Raw genomic sequence first — 18,233 nt, 5'->3', positions numbered from 1 at the left:
ATCACATGTCCAAGCGCATTGAAGTCAACGACCTCAACGTCTACTACAGCAAGTTCCTCGCGGTCGAGAACGTCACGCTGACGATCGAGCCCCGCACGGTGACCGCCCTGATCGGGCCGAGCGGCTGCGGCAAGTCCACCTTCCTCCGCACCCTGAACCGGATGCACGAGGTCATCCCCGGCGCCTACGTCACGGGCGAGGTACTCATCGACGGCAACAACCTCTACGGCCCCGGCGTCGACCCGGTGCTCGTGCGCCGCCAGGTCGGCATGGTGTTCCAGCGGCCGAACCCGTTCCCGACGATGTCGATCGGCGACAACGTCCTCGCCGGCGTGAAGCTCAACAACCGCCGCATCTCCAAGCCCGACGCGGACGCCCTGATCGAGAAGTCCCTCCAGGGCGCCAACCTCTGGAACGAGGTCAAGGACCGCCTCGACAAGCCAGGATCGAGCCTCTCCGGTGGCCAGCAGCAGCGGCTTTGCATCGCCCGCGCTATCGCCGTGCAGCCGGACGTGATCCTGATGGACGAGCCGTGCTCGGCCCTCGACCCGATCTCCACCCTCGCGATCGAGGACCTCATCGAGGAGATGAAGGCGGAGTACACGATCGTGATCGTCACGCACAACATGCAGCAGGCATCCCGGGTCTCCGACCGCACCGGCTTCTTCAACATCGCCGGCACCGGCAAGCCGGGCAAGCTCATCGAGTACAACGACACCACGACGATCTTCTCGAACCCGTCCGTGCAGGCGACCGAGGACTACGTCTCCGGCCGCTTCGGCTAAACCCGAGCCCCCTGACCGTTTCGGCCGTTCTAGTCGGTGCGGCCGAGCAGGTACGCGTTGAACGCGCGGGTACGCGGCAGGTCGGTCGCGAGCGGCAGGCCGTCGAGTTCGGTCACGGCAACGACCAGGCGGATGCTCGACAACAGCCAGACGACATCCGCTGCCCGCAGCTCCGCGACCGTGATGTCCCGGTATTCCACCGGTTCACCCTGCTCCCTCAGGTACTCGAAGAGGCTCTGCTGGGTGGTGCCGTGCAGGATCGCACCGCTCGGCGCCGGCGTCACGTACACACCGTTCGAGCGGATCACCACGCTCGACGTCGGCCCCTCCATCACGTAGCCGTCGTGGGTGAGGAAGATCGCGTCGTCGGCGCCGCGACCCCTGGCCTCGCGGAGCGCGGCCATGTTGATCGCGTAGCTGAGCGTCTTCGCGCCCATCAGCAGCCAGGGGGCGACCTCGGCAACGCCGCGCGGGTACCCGCGGTCGAGGGTGATCGCCCGCACCCCGGTGTCGCGCACGGCGGAGTGGTCGGGGGCGCGGGTCGCGTGCAGCCACGCTGTCGGTGCCTGCCCGGACTGGACACCCCGGCTGAGCACGAACTTGAGGGCGAGCTCGCCCTCGTGGGGCACCCGGGACACCGCGTAGGCGATGGCCTCACGCCATTGTTCCGCGTTCGGCACCGGGAGGTCGCAGATCTCCGCCGAATGCCGCAGCCGATCGATGTGCGCCTCGACCTCCTGCGGGTGCCCGTCGACGACGCTGAGGGTCTCGAAGATGCCGTCGCCGCGCTGGGTGCTCAGCTCCCCCACCCGGAGCGCGGGGGCGCTCGAGTCCATCTCGTGGAAGGTGCCCGCAAACTCCGTCTGGGCGGAATCGGCGGGCACCGGGTCGATCAGCAGGGTGAATGGCAGCGTCATGCCCCGAGCCTAGTTGCGGATCAGGAACTCTGGATGGCCAGGACCGGGGTCGTTGTCGGCTGTGTCGAGCCGCCCTTGGGCTCGACGGTCAGGCCGATCGTGTCTCCCGCGGTGAGGCTGCCGTCCAGGACCCGCCAGGCGGTACCGCCACTCGCGCTGACGCTCGTGTCGAGGAGGCCGGCCGAAACCGCTCCCCCGGCTCCGATGTACCAGAGCTGATAGTCCTTGTCGCCGGAAAGCGCGGGCAGACCGTCGACGACGAGCGCCGAGAGACTGCTCGTGTCCGACCAGACCAGGGTGGCCTGATGGCCGTCCGCGGTCGTCGCCGACGTGCGCTGCACGTCGGGCGCGGCGTTGAGCTGGGCGAAGGAGGCCGCCTGCTGGGCCACGAAGGAATCGGACGTTCCTGCGATGCCCTGGCCGAAGAACGTGCCCCCGACGAAGAGTGCAGCGGCGGCGGCCGCGGCGAGCAGGAGGCTGGCCGGACGCTGGAACCAGCGCTTGCGGGCCCGCTCGGCCGCGCTCGGGCCGGAAGCCGACCCGGAACCGGCCGCGGTCGCCGGCTCCGCCGCAGTGGACGGGGAGGGAATACCGGGCGGGGGAACCGGCGGGACCGCAGCCAGCCGCGGGGCCGCGGGGGCGGCATCCGCTGCGGGTGCGTTCACGGCCTCCGCACGGGGCGCGAGCTGCGGGGTCGAGGCCAGTTTTGCCATCAGCGAGGCCTTGAGGGCCGCTGAGGGTTGCACCGGCGCCGTGGCGAGGCCGAGCGCCACAGCGGTGTCGCTGAGCTCTGCGGCCTCGATGCGGGCCTCCTCCGACGACTCGAGGTGTGCCTCGAACGCCGCACGCTCTCGGGCGTCCAGGGCGTTGAGGGCGTATGCGCCGGTCAGTTCGCCGGCGTTGCGCTCCGGGGTGCCTGCTCCGGTGTTCTCCGTGCCGGTCATGAGGCCACGCCCAGTTCGTCGCGCAGGCGGATGAGACCGTCCCGGAGCCGGGTCTTCACGGTCCCGAGCGGGATATGCAGTTGGGCGGCGACTTCGCTCTGGCTGAAGCCCCCGTAGTAGGCAAGACTGATCGCCTGGCGTTGCAGTTCGGTCAGTCTGGACATCGCCTTCTCCACCCTTTCATGCTCGATTCGTGTCTCGACGGTTTCGGACACGTCGTCATAGGCGACCGCGAGGTCGCGGATGCCGATCTTCGTGTCCCGGTCGCGTCCGGCCTGCGACGACCTGATCCGGTCGACCGCACGACGGTGCGCCATGGTCATGATCCAGGTGGAAGCCCCGCCACGCGCCGGCTCGTACCGCGTCGCCGATTGCCAGATCTCCAGGAAGATCTCCTGGGTCACTTCTTCCGACTGGGCGTGGTCGATGAGCAGACGCTTGACCAGACCGAGCACCCGAGGGGCCATCTGGTCGTACAGGTCCCCGAAGGCCGTCTGGTCCCCCGTGGCAACTCGGGCAAGCAGCTCCTCTTTTGAGGGAGGCGCTGTCGACTCGGTGTCGGCGGCGAAGTCAGCAGTCATGAGAACCAGCATGTCAGGTCTTATCCCGTTCCATGACTAGTGTTCGGCGCCGAACACGAAATGGATTGGTCAGAAAAGGCTGAAGGCCGGGCCGCAGAACGCCTCTCGGCGCGAGGCCGCTCAGAGCGGCGAATATTGGAGCCCGGGGTTACTGCGGCCCGACCAGCATTCAGTGTAAACGACGAAGGCGGATGTTTATTCCTAGTCGAGCGAATCGCTGCGCCACAACCGGGCGCACGATCCGAACTCCTGGGCTGTCGTGGAAAAACGCAGGGCGCGCGTGGTCAGTTCCGAGGCCCGGGATACCCCGGACGCGGCGAGCTCCGTCGCGTCGAGATCGTCGGCGACACTCGCGCATCCGCTCGCGATCACCCGGCAGAAGGCCGCGGCACGGTCGAGCGCGACGGCGAAGTCGCCGGTGAAGATGCCGCGGAGGATCTGGTCGGCGAGGACGATGATCTCGGCGGGTCCCGTCGGCGCGGCCGCCCCGGCGATCACGGGGTCGATCGCCACGGTGACCTCGGTGCCGCGCTGGTAGAGGAACGCGGTGCCCTCTGGGTCCTGGCGGATGAGCAGGCGGACGAGGTAGATCCGCCAGAGCGCGCCGGGCAGGCTGCGCGGCGTTGCACGCGACCAGAGCTCGGCGACCGCGTCGATGCCGTGCTCGTCGGTGTATGCGACGAGCCGTTCGACGACCTCGGGATCAGGGTCGCTCCGCACCCGGGCGAGCAGCGCGTGCGCGGTCTCGTGCGCGACCCGGCTGATCGTGGCCGGGTCCTGGCCGCCCTCGAAGGATTCGAACTTGCTGCCCGAGAACTGGGTGGGCTTGTGGAAGTCCTCTGCCAATCGAATCCTCCGTGTCTCCTGCGTGTCTCGTGCGTGTTCGGTGTCTCGTGCGTGTCCGATGGTGCCATTGTTGGCCGATTCTTCCCGGTCCGAACGTCTCCCCCACGGTACCCAGAAAAACCTCGCGCGAATCCACGGTAGATTATTTACCGCGGGCCTCTAGCTCAGTTGGTAGAGCAAAGGACTTTTAATCCTTGGGTCGTCGGTTCGAGCCCGACGGGGCCCACTCGTTGTGTTATCGGCAATATTCTCCGGACGGTTGCGGCGATAACACCACCGTGTTATCGTCAATCACATGAGCGCAAGATCAGTGATAATCGAGGCGACGGCCGGGTTGCTGGCACGGTCCCCGAGCGGAGACATCTCCACGCGCGCCGTGTGCGAAGCGGCGGGCGTGCAACAGCCGGTCATCTACCGGCTGTTCGGTGACAAGGACGGCCTCCTCGCGGCCACCGTCGATCACGTCTGGGACCAGTACCTCGGCATGAAGCGCGCCGCCGAGGAATCCGCCGATCCACTGACCGACCTGCGGGCGGGCTGGGATAGTCACTCCGCGTTCGCGCTCGCCCACCCGAACGCCTACCGGTTACTGTTCGGTTCCGGCGGCGTCGCCAAGGCGGAGTCCGCCGACGAGGCGATGCGCCTGCTTCGCCTCGTGCTCGACCGTTTGGCGGCCGAGGGACGACTGCTGGTCGCCCCGGAGATCGCAGCCCGGGTGGTGATGGCGGCGAACACCGGGGTCTCGCTCGCGCTGATCCTGCACCCCGCTCTCTATCCGGATGCCTCGCTGTCGTCGACGATGCGCGACATCGTCCTCGGTTCCCTCGTCTCCGGCGCCACGCCGACCCCGGGCGCCGGCGAATCGGGTCGCATCGCCGCGATCACCCTCCGAACCACGCTTCCGACCCTGCCCGGCGAACTCTTCAGCGACCGCGAGGCCGGGCTGCTCGACGAATGGCTGGGACGCATCCAGTCGTCGTCGCCCACCGACTGACCGCCCCAGCCACACCGACGTTCAGCACGCGCCCCACCGGGGCGTTATCTGTCGCGCCCGATTCCCGGCGCGGACCACCTCTGTACAGAAAGCGATTCACCATGAGCAGCACCATCAGCACCCACCCCGCCACCGGCATCCCGCGCGTCGCCCTCGTCACGGGAGGGTCCGGCGGCATCGGACGCGCCGTCGTCGATCGGCTCGCGCGCGACGGGTTCGCCATCGGCGTGCACTACGCCGGCAACCGGGCGCAGGCCGAAGCGACGGTTGCAGCGGTCGTCGCCGCGGGTGGCCGCGCGATCGCAGCCGGCGGCGACGTCGCGGACGAACAGACCATGTCTGCCGTTTTCGACACTGTCGAGGCGGAGTTCGGCGGGATCGACGTCGTCGTGAACACGGCGGGCATCATGCTCCTCTCCCCGATCGCAACGCTCGACCTCGCGGACCTCGACCGGATCTACCGAACCAACGTCCGCGGCACCTTCGTGGTCTCCCAGCAGGCCGCCCGCCGCATCCGCCCCGGTGGGGCGATCATCAACTTCTCCACCTCCGTCACCCGCGCCCAGTTCCCCGGTTACGGCGCCTACGTCGCGAGCAAGGCCGCGATAGAGAGCATCACGCTGATCCTCGCCCGCGAACTGCGCGGCAAGGACGTGACCGTGAACACGGTCGCCCCCGGCCCCACCGCGACCCCGCTGTTCCTGAACGGAAAGGACGAGGCCACGATCGCGACCCTCGCCACGGCAGTTCCCCTCGAGCGACTCGGCCAGCCCGACGATATCGCCGAGACGGTCGCGTTCCTCGCCGGTCCAGCCCGCTGGGTCAACGGCCAGGTCGTCTTCACCAACGGCGGGCTCGCCTGACAGCTGCCGAGAGCGAGCCCGTTCGTACTACGCTCGGGCTATCGCCCAACCAACGGATACCCGGCACGAGGAGTCGAAATGCCCAAGAAGGTCAAGTGGCTCGAGGAGCCCATCCCGGAGAACTACCCGAAGGCGGGCGACTACCTGCGGCTGCTGGTGAACGAGCACGCCGTCGAGGCGACAACGCTCGCCCTCGAGGCGGCGCCCATCACCTTCCACAAGGCCAAGGACATCCTGCGCGCCGCCGGGCTCCCCCTGCTCACGCCGGAGAACCCGCACGTCGCCAGGTATCTCAAGCTGATCCGTGAGGGAGGCCGGCTCGCGCCGATCCTGCTCGTGCGCGGCAACCTCCCCTCGGCCGTTCCGCTGCACATCGCCGACGGGTACCACCGGGTCTGCGCGACGTACCTCACGAACGAGAACTCCGACATCCCGGTGCAGCTGGCGGACCTGACGCTCTAAGCGCGCCATGGTGCACTGCCGGTCGAATGTCCGGATACCCCGATGACGTTCCAGACCCTTGCGATCATCTCCCTGGTCGGCCTGCTCGGTCCGTTGCTCGCGACCCCGCCGCGGTGGCGGGTTCCGGTCATGCTCGGCGAGCTCCTCGCCGGGATCCTCGTCGGCCGTTCCGTACTCGGCCTCGTCGACTCGAGCGATCCGACCCTGACCCTCCTCGCTGACGTCGGCTTCGCACTGATCATGTTCGTGGCCGGCACCCATGTCCCGGTGCGTGATGCCGGCATCCGCTCGGCGCTCGGCAGGGGAACGGCCAGGGCCGGCCTCGCCGCCGTCATCGCGGTCGTGCTCGGCGTGGCGACCGCTGTGCTGTTCGGCACCGGGCACGCACCGTTGTATGCGGTGCTGCTTGCCTCGTCGTCCGCGGCGCTCGTGCTTCCGGTGATCGACTCGCTGAAGCTGACCGGGCCTTCGGTGCTGCAGGTCACGGCACAGGTTGCGATCGCCGACGTCGCGGCGATCGTCGCGCTGCCGATCGTGATCGACCCGGCCAACGCGGGCCGGGCCTCGCTCGGTGCCGTGGCCGTCGGGGTGTCAGCGGTGCTGCTGTACCTCGTGCTGTCGCGGCTCGAGCGAAGTGGCGCCCGGCTGCGGGTCCATAAACTGTCCGAGGACCGCAAGTTCGCCCTCGAGCTGCGGGTGCAGCTCACGATCCTGTTCACGTTCGCCGCCCTCGCGGTTGTGAGCCACGTCTCGATCATGCTCGCCGGGTTCTCCTTCGGGCTCGCCGTTGCCATGGTCGGGGAACCGCGGCGCCTGGCCCGGCAACTGTTCGCCATCGCCGACGGGTTCCTCGGGCCGCTCTTCTACGTGTGGCTCGGCGCCTCGCTCAACGTGGTCGACCTGGTATCCCGGCCCGGAATGATCCTGCTCGGAGTTGCCCTCGGCCTCGGCGCCCTCCTTGCGCACGCCTCGGCCCGGCTGCTCGGTCTCCCACTGCCGTACGGCCTGCTCGCGGCCGCCCAGCTCGGCGTGCCGGTTGCGGCAGCGACGATCGGGACCCAGCTGCACCTGCTCGCGCCTGGAGAGGCGGCCGCGCTGATCCTGGGCGCGCTGATCACGATCGGGGTGGCGACCGTGGCCGCGGGCGTCGCCTCCCGGCGGCAGGCCGCCGGGTCGCCCGCCGCACCGGGAGCGCCCGCCGCACCAGGAACGCCCGCCTGACAGACCGCGCCCGCCTGACCCCGAGCGGACGCTTCCGCTCGCGCACCACGTGCGACTGAGGCCGACGAGCGCGGGACTTGCGCCGCTACGCGGGTGGCGGACCACCAGCGTAGCGGCGGAACACCCGCGGTCGCCGCATCGGCACCACGCGCCGGGCGCAGGGGGGCAGAGCACCGGGGCAGGGCGAGCGCCCGGGGAATTCTCGGGGAGCACACAGCGTTGACACGGTCAGCACTCGGGCTCAGCCGCGAGACTTGTCGCTCCGCAGTCGCGCCACGCGCGCTGCGGGCACACAGCGGAGCGGGAGCTGCGGGGTGACGCGACAATTCAAGGAGGTCGCACGTGGAAAGAATCAACGAAGAAGTCGAGACCGAGACCGGCACGATCGAGAAGTACCGTCGGCACGCGAACGGACGCGGACTGGTCTCCGGCGGGGCACGGGTCGACCCGACCGCCTTCATCTCCGGAACGGCATACGTCGAGAGCGGAGCCAGGGTGGGCGCGGAGGCCTGGATCGGACCGGGCAGCTGGATCGACCACAACGCCCTCGTCGGCGCACGGGCCTTCATCGGCCAGAACGTGCACGTGGGCGTCGACGCCGTGATCGGCGGGGCCGCACGTCTCGGGAGCCACTCCCGGATCGGGGACGGCGCGCGGGTACAGAGCGGAGCGGTCGTCGACCGCGATATCCGGATCCCGGCGGGCGGCATCGTGACCGCCGCCGTGCGCGGGCAGGCACGAACGGCCGCGACGCGGCATCCGCTCGAAGCGGACGCGCCGGCCCGCCTGCGCCGCGCCGCCTGAGCAGCGACCGTGACCGAGGCCCCGACCGGGTGATACCGGTCGGGGCCTCGCCGCGTCGGGCTGCGGAGGCTCCACGCGGCTTGTGAGCTCGGCTTCGACGATCGACTCGGACGTTCGGCCGAGACGTCCGGCTCCCGGGCTCCGCCCAGGCGTTCGGCCTAGAAGAGGGTGACGGCGGCCTGGGCGATGGCGAAGATCGCGAGCCCCGCGAGGGAGCCGACGACCGTGCCGTTGATCCGGATGTACTGCAGGTCGCGACCGACCTGCAGCTCGATCTTCTCGCTCGTCTCCGCCGCATCCCAGCGTTCGACGGTCTCGGTGATGACCCCGGCGATCTCGTCGCGGTAGGTGCGCACGAGGTAACTCACCGAGTCGGCGATCCAGCGATCGATGCGCCCGCCGAGTGCTCCGTCGCCGGCCAGCCGCTCGCCCACCTCGATCACGGTGGCACGGATGCCGTCCCTCAGGTCGCTCTCCGGGTCGCCGAGCGACGCCGCGAGAGACACCTTCACGGCCTCCCAGGTCTCGCTCGCGAACTCGCGCAGGCGGGCACTGTCCAGGAGCTCGAGTTTCAGGGTCTCGACGCGGTTGATCATCGCCGGGTCGTGCTCGAGGTCGTCGGCGAGCTCGACGAGATAGCGGTCGATGGCCTCGCGAAGCGGATGCGCGGCATCCGCCCGGACGGAGGCGACGAACCCGAGCACCTCGCGATGCGCCCTGTCGTCGACGAGGCGGTCGACGAAGCCGGGGAGCCAGCTGGGCAGTCGCGCAGATACGGCTTTTCCGAATGCCTCGGGGTGCGCGATCAGCCAGCCCTCCGCCCGGTCGAGGAGCAGGTCGACGACGGCGTGCTGCTGCCCGGACGCGAGGAGCCGCGCGCCGACCCTGCCGATCGGAGGCGCCCACTCCGGGCGCACGAGGTGTTCGCGGGCCACGGTCTCGATGAGGTCCTTGATCGCGTCGTCGCTCAGGAGAGTGAGCAGGCCCGTGCCGGCGACAGCGATCTCATCGGTGAGCCTCCTGGCATTGTCCGGCTGCTTCAGCCAGGTGCCGAGCCGCCGGGACACCCCGATCGAGTCGAGTTTGCCGCGGACGACCTGCTCGGAGAGGAAGTTGGTGCCGACGAATTCGCCGAGGCTCGCGCCGATCTCGTCCTTGCGGCTCGCGATGATGTTGGTGTGCGGGATGCGCAGCCCGAGCGGATACCGGAACAGCGCGGTCACGGCGAACCAGTCGGCGAGGGCGCCGACCATGCCGCCCTCTGCGGCGGCCCGCACGTATTGCAGTGCGGGAATACGATCCTGCAGCGCGAAGGACACCGCGAAGACGATCGCCATCAGCAGGAGCAGGGCGAGGGCGAGCCGCTTCATCCGGACGAGGGCGACGAGTCGGGCGGCGTCGGCGGGGCTGAGCACGGCGGTGCGGCGCTGCCGGGTGCCGCGAGGCTTCGGCCGGCCCGGTGTCGACTGGCCGGGTGTCGGGTCGCCGGGTGTCGGCTGGCCGGGTGTCGGCTGGCCGGGTGTCGGTTCGCCGGGTGTCGGCTGGCCGGGTGTCGGTTCGCCGGGCTGCGGTTCGCGCGTCAGCGCCATGGATGTGAGCCTAGGCCTGGAATCCGGTCGGGCGAATGGCCCAGCGCACGGTCCAGGACTCGTCCGGCGCGAGCCAGCGGAGGCCTGCCCCCGAGTTGAACGCATCGGCAGGCGCCGTCATCGGCTCGATCGCGACGGCGCGGCCGGGCACGGGGACATCGCCCTCGCTCGCGGTGACGGGGAACTCCGTGGGGGTGAAGACCTGCACGTAGCGCATGTTCTCGTCGCCCCAGACGGTGACCCTGCGGCCGTCCGGCGCGGTGAGCGAATGCTCGCGTCCGGCGCCGCCGAAGGCATCGTCGAGGGCGAGGTCGGCGACGCCCGCGCCGGCGCGGAGGTCGTAGCGGGTGCCGTCGACCGGGGTGTCGACGCCGGTCGGGTTGAGCCGGGCATCCACTTCGAGGTGGGTGGCCGCGTCGACGCGCAGCACGAGGTCCTCGGTGGGGACGTCGCCGATCTTGAGGTAGGGGTGCACGCCGATGGCGACGGGGGCGCTCTCGGTGCCGACGTTGTGCACGGTGTGCGTGACCTCGAGGCCGGTGTCGGTCAGTGCATAGGTCACGCTCGTGTCGAGCTGGAAGGGGAAGCCGGACTGCGGGAACACGGTCGCGGCGAGGGTCACGGCCGCCGCGTCACGTTCGACGAGGCGATACGGCGTGAAGCGGAGGAGTCCGTGGATGGCGTTGTTGAGGAGCGGCTCCGTGATGCTGAGCTGCTGCCAGTCGTCACCGTTCCGCCAGATCCCGTCCCGAATCCGGTTGGGCCAGGGCACGAGCACGATGCCCGCGGACATCGGTGGCTCGACCGCAGCGGCGAAGGACTCGACGAGGTCGATGCCGTTCAGGGCATACGCCCGGATCCCGGCCGCGACCTCGGTGATCGTCGCGGTGGCCCGCCCGTCCGGGGTCTCGTGGGTCAGTTCGTACTGGGTTCCGGTGGCTGCGCGCATGGGACCAGCCTATTCGCCCTGGAGCACGGTCAGTCCTGCCTCGCGGAGCCGGGCCAGCGCGTCGGGGTGCGCCGCGGCATCCGTCAGCAGGGAATCGAAGGATTCGAGGGGTCCGACCCTGCCGAGATGCACCCGGCCGAGCTTGGAGCCGTCGGCCACGACGATCGCCCGGGTCGCCGCCTGGAGCATGAGCGTCTTGACCCCGGCCTCCGGCAGGTTGATGTTCGTGACACCGCCGGCCGCGTCGACGCCGTTGCAGCCGATGAAGGCGAGGTCGGCGTGCACCTGGCTCAGCACCGTCGCGGCGAGCGGTTCGACGAGGGAGTGCTGCAGCGGCCGGAGTGACCCGCCCGTGACGATCACGGTGAAGCGCGGAATGGCGGGCTCGAGTTCGAGGGCGATGCTGAGGCCGTTGGTGATCACCACGACGTCGGTCAGCTCGGTGCGGGCGAGCAGGGCCCTGGCGATGGCGAGGGTGGTCGTGCCGACGTCGAGGATCAGGCTCTGCCCGCTCACCACGAGGGACGCGGCGAGCGCGCCGATCTGCTGCTTCGGGATCACGGATGCCCCGAGCGACTCCTCGAAGGACGCCTCGGTGTCCGCGGCGGGCGTCGAACCCGGCGCCAGCGCGGGCACCGCTCCCCCGTGCACCCGGTGCACGAGGCCGGCCGTCTCGAGGGCGTCGAGGTCGGCGCGCGCGGTGACCCCGGACATCCCGAAGGCCTCGCGCAACTCGCTCACCCGCACGAAGCCGCGCTCGTCGACGAGCCTGCGGATCTGCTCCCTGCGCTGGTGCTGCGGGAGCAGTTCGCGGTCGGACGGCACGTCGGATGTCATCTCCCCATCTTCGCTTACTTTCTTTTGGTTATCAATCAGAAACCACTGGTTTCGGTTGCGCAGATCCGCTAACGTGGGGAGGGTTATGGACACCGTCATGGACACCGCAGGCTTCGTCGCCGCACCCGGCATCACCCGTCACCACCACACCCTGGCCGACGGCCGGGACCTCATCTACTTCGACGACCCGGACACGCGGCTCTCGCCCGAACGTGCCGCCGACACCCGCATGCTCGATCCGCGCCCGCCGACGGCGAGCATGCGGCAGGACCCGCTCAGCGGCGAATGGGTCTCGATCGCCTCCGCTCGCCAGAACCGGGTGTTCCTGCCGCCGGCGAACCTCGACCCGCTCGCCCCCTCGACGCCGGAGAACCCGAGCGAGGTGCCGAGCAACTACGACGTCGCCGTGTTCGAGAACAAGTCGCCGTCCTTCGGGCCGCTGCTGACCGACCCGAACGCCCCGGCCGGGCTCGCCGAACTCGCCGAGATCGGCCTCGGGCGCACCCGCACCTCGGTCGGGCGCTGCGAGGTCGTCTGCTTCAGCCCCGAGAACGAGGGCTCCTTCGCGAGCCTGTCCGTCACCCGGGCGCGCACCGTGATCGAGGCCTGGGCCGAGCGCACCCACGTGCTCTCGCAGCTGCCGGGCATCCAGCAGGTGTTCCCCTTCGAGAACCGCGGCGAAGCGATCGGCGTGACGCTGCGGCATCCGCACGGCCAGATCTACTCGTACCCGTACATCACCCCGCGCACCCAGCGTGTGATCGCCTCGCTCGAGACCTACGGCCCGTCCCTGTTCGCCGACGTGCTCGCGAGCGAGCAGGCCGCGGACCGGGTCATCATCCGCGGCGAGCACTGGACGGCGTTCGTGCCGTTCGCGGCCCGCTGGCCTATCGAGGTGCACATGCTCCCTCACCGCCAGATCCCCGACTTCGCGGCGACGAGCCTCGCCGAGCGCGACGAGCTCGCGGTGCTCTACCGGAGGCTGCTCCGCGGCATCGACGCGATCTACTCGACGCCGACGCCGTACATCGCGGCCTGGCACCAGGCCCCCGTGCACACCCACCGGGACGACATCCGGCTGATGCTGCAGGTGACGAGCCCCCGCCGGGCCGAGGACAAGCTCAAATTCCTCGCCGGCTCCGAAGCCGCGATGGGCGCCTGGATCGGCGACGTCACTCCCGAGCAGGCCGCGGCGGGCATCCGTGCGGCCGTCGAGCGGTCGATGGCCGCGGATGCCGCGAGCGAGGCCCGCGCATGAGCGCCCTCGATTCCGCAGCGACCGCCGGTTTCGCCAAGCGCTTCGCCGGCGAGCCGGACGGCCTCTGGTCCGCGCCCGGCCGGGTGAACCTGATCGGGGAACACACCGACTACAACGACGGCTTCGTGCTGCCGTTCGCGATCGACCGGCGCACCGTGATCGCGCTCGGAGCGCGGACCGACCGGCTGGTGCGGGTGGCGAGCTCGTTCTCCGACGAGATCGTCGAGATCTCCCTCGACGAGCTGACCCCCGACATCCTCTCTGGCTGGTCGGCGTACCCGCTCGGCGTCGCCTGGGCGCTCGGCGAGTTCGGGGCCCCGCTCGCGACGGAGCCCGGTTTCGACGTCTACATCGTCTCCGACGTGCCCATCGGTGCTGGGCTATCGTCATCCGCGGCCATCGAGAGCGCCGTCGCGGTCGCGCTGAACGACGTGTGGGCGCTCGGTTTCGACCGGCGCACCCTGGCCAGGGTGGGCCAGCTCGCCGAGAACCGGGCCGTCGGGGCGCCGACGGGCATCATGGACCAGTCCGCCTCCCTGCTCGGTGAGAAGGACGCCGCGGTGTTCCTGGACTGCCGGAGCCTGGAGTCCGAGGTGATTCCGCTCGGGTTCGACGCCGCCGGACTCGAACTGCTGATCATCGACACGAAGGTGAGCCACGCGCACTCGACCGGCGGGTATGCCTCGCGCCGGGCATCCTGCGAGCTCGGCGCCCGGCTGCTCGGCGTCGACTCGCTCCGCGACCTCGGGGTCGTCGACCTCGCGCGTGCCGCCGAGCTGCTCGACGACGAGACGTTCCGCCGGGTGCGGCACGTGATCACCGAGAACCAGCGAGTGCTCGACACCGTGCGCACGCTGCGCGAGTCCGGCCCTGCCGCGATCGGCGCGCTGCTCGACGCCTCGCACACCTCGATGCGCGACGACTTCGAGATTTCCGTGCCCGAGCTCGACCTCGCGGTCGTCGCGGCGCGCGGGGCCGGCGCCCTCGGCGCGCGGATGACGGGCGGCGGCTTCGGGGGCGCCGCGATCGCGCTCACCCCGCACGAGCTCATTCCCACGGTCACCGCTGCCGTGCGCTCCGCGTTCGCGGACGCCGGCTTCGCCGCCCCGGACACCTTCGTGGTGCGCGCGGCGAACGGCGCCGGCCGCGAGGGCTGACCCACCCCGTCCCCTCGTCTCTGGACATAACTCCTGCAGATTCGTCCGGCCGCCCCGGCGCCGCCAGTGAAACACTGGGCGGCTGGGCAGCCGGCCGGGAATCTGCCGGAGCTATGCAGATTCGGGCGGGGCGACGGGAGTCGGCGTACCGCCCGTGATGCGGAGCAGCTCGGCGTAGCTGGTCGGGAAGACGGTGTGGGCGTGGCCGGCGGCCGCCCACACTTCGGGATACCCGGCGAGGGCGACGTCGACGAGCGTGCGCAGCGGTTGCGGGTGCCCGAGCGGCGCGACGCCGCCGATGACCTGCCCGGTCGCGCTCTTCACCAGTTCCTTCGACGCGCGCCCGATCGTGCCGCCGAGGCGGGTGCCGAGCCAGAGTGTGTCGACCCGGTGCGCGCCCGACGTCAGCACGAGCAACGGGTCGCCGTCGAGGGTGAAGACGAGGGAGTTGGCGATCGCGCCCGGCTCGATGCCGAGGGCGTCCGCGGCCTGCTGAGCGGTCGTCGCCGCGTCGTCGAGCCAGCGGATGTCCGGCGAGAGCCCGAAGGCGGCGAGCGCCTCCCGCACGCGGTCGACGGCGGGGTGTGCGGTGTTCACCATCCGGTCAGCCTAGCCCGTCCCGAATTCAGGAGTTGCGGCCCGTTTCGGCTCGTACAAGCGCTTTCCCGGGGCTAACGCGGCGCAATTCCTGAATTCGACACAGGTCTGGTGCACGGCGGGCACGGGTGCGGGGAGCGGGCGCGCAGCACGGGCACGGGGAGCGGACACGTGCACGGGCACAGGCACGGATGCCGCACTAGGCTGGCGCGTATGACTGCCGACAGCGCCGCCCGCATCATCACCCTGCCCGACCGGCCGGGCCCGAGCATCGCGGACTCCGCGTTCGTCGCCCCGGGAGCCGTGGTCGTGGGGCACGTGATCCTCGCCGATCAGGCGAGCGTCTGGTACAACTCCGTGCTGCGCGCGGAGGCCGAACCGATCCGGATCGGCGCGGGCTCGAACCTGCAGGACAACGTCTCCTGCCACGTCGACCACGGGTTCCCGCTCATCGTGGGCCGGGACGTGTCCGTCGGGCACGGCGCGGTGCTGCACGGCTGCGTCGTCGAGGACGGCGCCCTGATCGGCATGCAGGCCACCGTGCTCAACGGCGCCGTGATCGGGGCCGGCTCCCTCGTCGCGGCCGGGGCCGTCGTGCTCGAGGGCACGATCGTGCCGCCGCACTCGCTCGTCGCAGGGGTCCCGGCCAAGGTGCGCCGACCCCTGACGGATGCCGAGGTCGCGGGCATCCGCCAGAACGCCGCGAACTATCTGGGGCACGGCGCCCTGCACGCGGCCGCCCTCGCCTGACCCGCCCCGTTCTCCCCTCGCCAGACCAGCCCCGCCCCGTTCGGAATTCAGGAGTTGAGGCTGGAAAGCCGCTCGGAATGCGCTCTTCGGGGCGCGGATGCCCGGATCTCCTGAATTCGGAACACCCGTCACCGGATGCCGGGGTGCCGGGCAACGGATGTCGGGTGCCGGGTAGCGGGTGCCGGGCAACGGGTGCCGGGCGCCGGGCGCCGGGCTAGAGCAGGGTGCGCTCGGCGGCCTTGACCACGTTGCTGAGCAGCATGGCGCGGGTCATCGGACCGACGCCGCGCGGGTTCGGGGAGAGGTGGCCGGCGACCTCGGCGACGTCGGGGTGAACGTCGCCCGTGAGGACGCCCTTGCCGGTGAGCGGGTCGATCAGGCGGGTGATGCCCACGTCGAGCACCGCGGCGCCCGGCTTGATCCAGTCTGCCTGGACCAGGTGCGGCACCCCGACCGCGGCCACGACGATGTCCGCGCGGCGGACCTCCTCCGGCAGGTCGACGGTGCGCGAGTGGGTGAGGGTGACGGTCGCGTCGAGGCCCTTGCGGGTGAAGAGCAGGCCGAGCGGCCGTCCGACGGTGAGCCCACGGCCGATCACGACGACCTTGCGGCCGACGATCGGCACCTCATAGCGGCGCAGCAGCTCGACGATGCCGGCGGGCGTGCACGGCAGCGGCGAGCTGAGCTGGCCTTCGATTCCGAGCACAAGCCGGCCGAGGTTGGTCGGGTGCAGGCCGTCGGCGTCCTTCGCGGGGTCGATCAGTTCGAGCATGGCGTTCTCGTTGTGGCCGACCGGCAGCGGCAACTGGATGATGTAGCCGGTCACCTCGCGGCTGGAGTTCAGGTCTTTGATCGCGGCGCGGACATCCGCCGTGGTCGCCGAGGCGGGCAGGTCGATGCGGATCGACTCGATGCCGACTTCGGCGCAGTCGCGGTGCTTGCCCGCGACGTAGGAGCGTGAGCCCGGGTCGTCGCCGACGAGCAGGGTGCCGAGGCCGGGAACGATCCCGTGCGCGCGCAGCTCGGTGACCCGGGCGATGAGTTCGGTCTTCACGGCGGACGCGGTCGCGACGCCGTCGAGGATGATTGCGGTCATGCGTGATCCAATCGTTTGGTGCTTTCGAGCGCGGTTGATCTCCGCGTTCGCCGAACCAATTCGACGGAGATTCTGGGTGAAAGACCCGGAATCGGGCCTCCCACGCAGTTCTTTCTCAGAATCTCCGTCGAATTCGTCAGGGGGTGGTGGTGCAGGATGAGCGGCGAGGGCTACTGCTGCAGTCCGGGATAGAGCGGGAAGGCCTCGGTGAGCGTCTTCACCCGGGCGCGGAGCGCCTGCACGTCGGCGCCGGGCTTGAGGGCCTCTGCGATGACGTCGGACACGACGGTGAACTCGGCGTCGCCGAAGCCGCGGGTCGCGAGGGCCGGCGTGCCGATCCGCAGGCCGCTCGTGACCATCGGCGGGCGCGGGTCGAACGGAACCGAGTTGCGGTTGACCGTGATGCCCACCTCGTGGAGGGCATCCTCGGCCTGCTGGCCGTTGATCTCGGAGTGGCGGAGGTCGGCGAGCACAAGGTGCACGTCGGTGCCACCGGTGAGCACGTCGATGCCGGCGGCGCGTGAGTCGTCGGCCGTCAGGCGGGCGGCGAGGATGCTGGCACCGCGCAGGGTGCGCTCCTGGCGTTCCTTGAATTCCGGCTCAGCGGCGAGCTTGAACGCGGTCGCCTTGGCGGCGATGACGTGCATCAGCGGGCCGCCCTGCTGGCCGGGGAAGACGTTCGAGTTGAGCTTCTTCGCGAGCGCGGTGTCGCGGGAGAGGATGAACCCGGAGCGGGGACCGGCGAGGGTCTTGTGCACGGTCGAGGACACGACGTCGGCGTACGGCACGGGCGACGGGTGCAGGCCGGCGGCGACGAGCCCGGCGAAGTGGGCCATGTCGACCCAGAGCAGGGCGCCGACCTCGTCGGCGATCGCGCGGAACGCGGCGAAGTCGAGGTGGCGCGGGTACGCCGACCAGCCGGCGATGATGACCTTCGGCTTGTGCTCGATGGCCTTGTCGCGGACGACGTCCATGTCGACGAGGAAGGTCTCCGGGTCGACGCCGTACGCGACCGGGTTGTAGAGCTTGCCGGAGAAGTTGAGCTTCATGCCGTGGGTGAGGTGGCCGCCGTGGGCGAGCTCGAGGCCGAGGATGGTGTCGCCGGGCGTCGCGATCGCGGAGAGCACAGCGGCGTTCGCGGTGGCGCCGGAGTGCGGCTGCACGTTCGCGTACGCGGCGCCGAAGAGCGACTTGGCCCGCGCGATCGCGAGCTCCTCCGCGACGTCGACGAATTCGCATCCGCCGTAGTAGCGGCGACCGGGGTAGCCCTCGGCGTACTTGTTGGTGAGCACGGAACCCTGCGACTGCAGGATGGCGCGGGGCACGAAGTTCTCGCTCGCAATCATCTCGAGGTAGTCGCGCTGGCGACCCAGTTCGAGTTCGAGAACGGCGGCGATCTCGGGGTCGACGACCTCGAGCGGCTCGTTGAATGTGGAATGCAGCGTGGTACCAGACACAGATTCGGACACGGGTCTCCTCAGACTTGAATTAATCGTCGTGGCCCAGGCGTGCGGCCACTAACCGTGTCAGTCGCTCCCCGATGGTGACCCATCTTTCGTGCTACGCCAGTTGCGACACGCAAA

Annotated in this window: 20 protein-coding genes, 1 tRNA gene and 1 riboswitch; of the genes, 11 read left to right on the top strand and 10 right to left on the bottom strand. The window is 70.1% G+C overall.

Annotated features, from left to right (window positions below; genetic code table 11):
- Positions 1 to 5 precede the first annotated feature (5 nt).
- Positions 6 to 785: a phosphate ABC transporter ATP-binding protein PstB gene (gene pstB / locus MQH31_RS02185; protein WP_134533973.1), complete on the top strand. Its 780-nt coding sequence runs from the start codon at positions 6 to 8 to the stop codon at positions 783 to 785.
- Positions 786 to 814: 29 nt separating this feature from the next.
- Here the strand turns inward: pstB and MQH31_RS02180 are convergent, their stop codons facing one another.
- The 4 genes from MQH31_RS02180 to MQH31_RS02165 all read right to left on the bottom strand — a co-directional run bounded on the left by MQH31_RS02180 (position 815) and on the right by MQH31_RS02165 (position 4,073).
- Positions 815 to 1,702 (bottom strand): aminodeoxychorismate lyase, encoded by an 888-nt coding sequence (locus tag MQH31_RS02180; protein WP_243010737.1) that lies wholly within the window; start codon positions 1,700 to 1,702, stop codon positions 815 to 817.
- Positions 1,703 to 1,722: 20 nt separating this feature from the next.
- Positions 1,723 to 2,646, bottom strand: coding sequence for an anti-sigma factor (locus MQH31_RS02175; RefSeq protein ID WP_243010736.1), 924 nt, complete (start codon positions 2,644 to 2,646; stop codon positions 1,723 to 1,725).
- The gene (locus MQH31_RS02170) at positions 2,643 to 3,227 is read right to left on the bottom strand and encodes a sigma-70 family RNA polymerase sigma factor (protein ID WP_241976136.1); all 585 of its coding nucleotides are present in this window, start codon (positions 3,225 to 3,227) and stop codon (positions 2,643 to 2,645) included. The genes MQH31_RS02175 and MQH31_RS02170 overlap by 4 nt, the downstream gene beginning before the upstream one ends.
- A 201-nt stretch (positions 3,228 to 3,428) precedes the next feature.
- Complete coding sequence (locus MQH31_RS02165) at positions 3,429 to 4,073, bottom strand: DNA-directed RNA polymerase subunit beta (RefSeq protein ID WP_134533981.1); 645 nt, start codon at positions 4,071 to 4,073, stop codon at positions 3,429 to 3,431.
- Between the two features lie 153 nt (positions 4,074 to 4,226).
- Here MQH31_RS02165 and MQH31_RS02160 point away from each other — a divergent pair.
- The 6 genes from MQH31_RS02160 (at position 4,227) to MQH31_RS02135 (ending at position 8,417) form a co-directional block, all read left to right on the top strand.
- A tRNA-Lys gene (locus MQH31_RS02160) sits at positions 4,227 to 4,299 on the top strand.
- A 69-nt stretch (positions 4,300 to 4,368) separates the two neighbouring features.
- Positions 4,369 to 5,067, top strand: coding sequence for a TetR/AcrR family transcriptional regulator (locus MQH31_RS02155; RefSeq protein ID WP_243010735.1), 699 nt, complete (start codon positions 4,369 to 4,371; stop codon positions 5,065 to 5,067).
- 101 nt (positions 5,068 to 5,168) lie between these two features.
- On the top strand, positions 5,169 to 5,930 hold the full coding sequence (locus tag MQH31_RS02150; RefSeq protein WP_243010734.1) for an SDR family oxidoreductase: 762 nt from the start codon (positions 5,169 to 5,171) through the stop codon (positions 5,928 to 5,930).
- 78 nt (positions 5,931 to 6,008) lie between these two features.
- Positions 6,009 to 6,392, top strand: a complete 384-nt coding sequence (locus MQH31_RS02145; RefSeq protein WP_243010733.1) for a hypothetical protein — start codon at positions 6,009 to 6,011, stop codon at positions 6,390 to 6,392.
- A gap of 42 nt (positions 6,393 to 6,434) precedes the next feature.
- On the top strand, positions 6,435 to 7,613 hold the full coding sequence (locus tag MQH31_RS02140) for a cation:proton antiporter (RefSeq protein WP_243010732.1): 1,179 nt from the start codon (positions 6,435 to 6,437) through the stop codon (positions 7,611 to 7,613).
- Between the two features lie 342 nt (positions 7,614 to 7,955).
- Positions 7,956 to 8,417 (top strand): hypothetical protein, encoded by a 462-nt coding sequence (locus MQH31_RS02135; protein WP_134533990.1) that lies wholly within the window; start codon positions 7,956 to 7,958, stop codon positions 8,415 to 8,417.
- A gap of 158 nt (positions 8,418 to 8,575) precedes the next feature.
- On the opposite strand, the gene MQH31_RS02130 is transcribed toward MQH31_RS02135, so the two are convergent.
- Positions 8,576 to 10,006 (bottom strand): DUF445 domain-containing protein, encoded by a 1,431-nt coding sequence (locus tag MQH31_RS02130; RefSeq protein WP_243010731.1) that lies wholly within the window; start codon positions 10,004 to 10,006, stop codon positions 8,576 to 8,578.
- Between MQH31_RS02130 and MQH31_RS20950 the strand changes: the two genes are divergently transcribed.
- Positions 9,914 to 10,105 carry a hypothetical protein gene (locus tag MQH31_RS20950; RefSeq protein ID WP_372488125.1) on the top strand — a complete coding sequence of 64 codons (192 nt, stop codon included), beginning with the start codon at positions 9,914 to 9,916 and terminating at the stop codon, positions 10,103 to 10,105. The two genes, MQH31_RS02130 and MQH31_RS20950, sit on opposite strands and share 93 nt — an antisense overlap.
- On the opposite strand, the gene MQH31_RS02125 is transcribed toward MQH31_RS20950, so the two are convergent.
- The gene (locus MQH31_RS02125) at positions 10,017 to 10,955 is read right to left on the bottom strand and encodes an aldose 1-epimerase family protein (protein WP_243010730.1); all 939 of its coding nucleotides are present in this window, start codon (positions 10,953 to 10,955) and stop codon (positions 10,017 to 10,019) included. The genes MQH31_RS20950 and MQH31_RS02125 overlap by 89 nt on opposite strands.
- A 9-nt stretch (positions 10,956 to 10,964) precedes the next feature.
- Positions 10,965 to 11,792, bottom strand: a complete 828-nt coding sequence (locus tag MQH31_RS02120) for a DeoR/GlpR family DNA-binding transcription regulator (RefSeq protein ID WP_243010729.1) — start codon at positions 11,790 to 11,792, stop codon at positions 10,965 to 10,967.
- 97 nt (positions 11,793 to 11,889) lie between these two features.
- Here MQH31_RS02120 and galT point away from each other — a divergent pair, with 97 nt between their 5' ends.
- Both galT and galK read left to right on the top strand, forming a co-directional pair.
- Positions 11,890 to 13,050, top strand: coding sequence for a galactose-1-phosphate uridylyltransferase (gene galT / locus MQH31_RS02115; protein ID WP_243010728.1), 1,161 nt, complete (start codon positions 11,890 to 11,892; stop codon positions 13,048 to 13,050).
- Positions 13,047 to 14,207: a galactokinase gene (gene galK, locus MQH31_RS02110; protein WP_134533999.1), complete on the top strand. Its 1,161-nt coding sequence runs from the start codon at positions 13,047 to 13,049 to the stop codon at positions 14,205 to 14,207. Before galT ends, galK begins: the two co-directional genes overlap by 4 nt.
- A gap of 111 nt (positions 14,208 to 14,318) precedes the next feature.
- Here the strand turns inward: galK and MQH31_RS02105 are convergent, their stop codons facing one another.
- On the bottom strand, positions 14,319 to 14,807 hold the full coding sequence (locus tag MQH31_RS02105) for a YbaK/EbsC family protein (RefSeq protein WP_243010727.1): 489 nt from the start codon (positions 14,805 to 14,807) through the stop codon (positions 14,319 to 14,321).
- Between the two features lie 210 nt (positions 14,808 to 15,017).
- Here MQH31_RS02105 and MQH31_RS02100 point away from each other — a divergent pair, with 210 nt between their 5' ends.
- A complete protein-coding gene (locus MQH31_RS02100; protein ID WP_243010726.1) occupies positions 15,018 to 15,554 on the top strand; it encodes a gamma carbonic anhydrase family protein in 537 nt (178 codons plus the stop codon).
- Positions 15,555 to 15,768: 214 nt separating this feature from the next.
- Here MQH31_RS02100 and MQH31_RS02095 read toward each other — a convergent pair whose 3' ends face one another.
- Together MQH31_RS02095 and glyA are read right to left on the bottom strand one after the other, a co-directional pair.
- Positions 15,769 to 16,650 (bottom strand): bifunctional methylenetetrahydrofolate dehydrogenase/methenyltetrahydrofolate cyclohydrolase, encoded by an 882-nt coding sequence (locus MQH31_RS02095; protein ID WP_243010725.1) that lies wholly within the window; start codon positions 16,648 to 16,650, stop codon positions 15,769 to 15,771.
- A 170-nt stretch (positions 16,651 to 16,820) separates the two neighbouring features.
- On the bottom strand, positions 16,821 to 18,119 hold the full coding sequence (glyA, locus tag MQH31_RS02090) for a serine hydroxymethyltransferase (RefSeq protein ID WP_308196403.1): 1,299 nt from the start codon (positions 18,117 to 18,119) through the stop codon (positions 16,821 to 16,823).
- Between the two features lie 24 nt (positions 18,120 to 18,143).
- A riboswitch (ZMP/ZTP riboswitch) is annotated at positions 18,144 to 18,233 on the bottom strand.

Source organism: Cryobacterium zhongshanensis, assembly GCF_022760445.1.
Lineage (GTDB): Bacteria > Actinomycetota > Actinomycetes > Actinomycetales > Microbacteriaceae > Cryobacterium > Cryobacterium algoricola.
Note: the sequence above shows the minus strand (reverse complement) of the source record. Positions and strands in the feature narration are given on the sequence as shown.